The sequence below is a fragment of the Paenibacillus curdlanolyticus YK9 genome (assembly GCF_000179615.1).
GTDB classification, from domain to species: Bacteria; Bacillota; Bacilli; order Paenibacillales; family Paenibacillaceae; genus Paenibacillus_T; species Paenibacillus_T curdlanolyticus.
Genome location: NZ_AEDD01000033.1, coordinates 1 through 929, shown reverse-complemented (window position 1 = coordinate 929; position 929 = coordinate 1). Strand labels below are relative to the sequence as shown.

2 rRNA genes are annotated in these 929 nt (G+C 51.2%); both read right to left on the bottom strand.

From position 1 onward, the window contains the following. Positions 1 to 521: ribosomal RNA gene (locus tag PAECUDRAFT_RS24310) — 23S ribosomal RNA — on the bottom strand; the annotation flags it as partial. A 229-nt stretch (positions 522 to 750) separates the two neighbouring features. Next, positions 751 to 929 (bottom strand): 16S ribosomal RNA (locus tag PAECUDRAFT_RS24305); the annotation flags it as partial.

The following is a 929-nucleotide window of genomic DNA, read 5'->3' as shown; positions in this document are numbered from 1 at the left end:
CACCTTTCCCTCACGGTACTGCTTCGCTATCGGTCACTAGGGAGTATTTAGCCTTGGCAGATGGTCCTGCCGGATTCCGACGGGGTTTCACGTGTCCCGCCGTACTCAGGATCCGTCTCGGAGGGTGCTGGCTTCTGGTTACAGGGCTTTACCTTTTCTAGCGGGCCTTTCCAGACCTCTTCGCCTAACCAACACCTTTGTAACTCCATGTGAGACGTCCTACAACCCCTACGGACAAGTCCGTAGGTTTGGGCTAATCCGCGTTCGCTCGCCGCTACTGACGGAATCACTATTGTTTCTCTTCCTCAGGGTACTTAGATGTTTCAGTTCCCCTGGTATGCCTCTACTTACCTATGTATTCAGTAAGAAGTGACTGCGCATTACCGCAGCCGGGTTTCCCCATTCGGACATCCCCGGATCAAAGCCTGCTTACGACTCCCCGAGGCAATTTCGTTGTTCGCCACGTCCTTCTTCGGCTCCTAGTGCCTAGGCATCCTCCGTGCGCTCTTAGTAGCTTAACCAGTTGCTCGATTGATGAATGGTTACTTGCGTAATCACTCAATCAACCTTCGCTTCGTGTTTAAAAACTAAAGCTTTAAGGATGTTTCATTATTCGCTATCCAGTTTTCAAGGTGCAAATTGCCTCAAAGGGCAAAGAAAGAACAAGATTGTTCTTTCAAAACTGACAACGAGCGAGACACAACTGTCAATTGTGTTACCGATCATCGACGTGATCGGATAAATCCTTAGAAAGGAGGTGATCCAGCCGCACCTTCCGATACGGCTACCTTGTTACGACTTCACCCCAATCATCTACCCCACCTTCGACGGCTGGCTCCTTGCGGTTACCCCACCGGCTTCGGGTGTTGTAAACTCTCGTGGTGTGACGGGCGGTGTGTACAAGACCCGGGAACGTATTCACCGCGGCA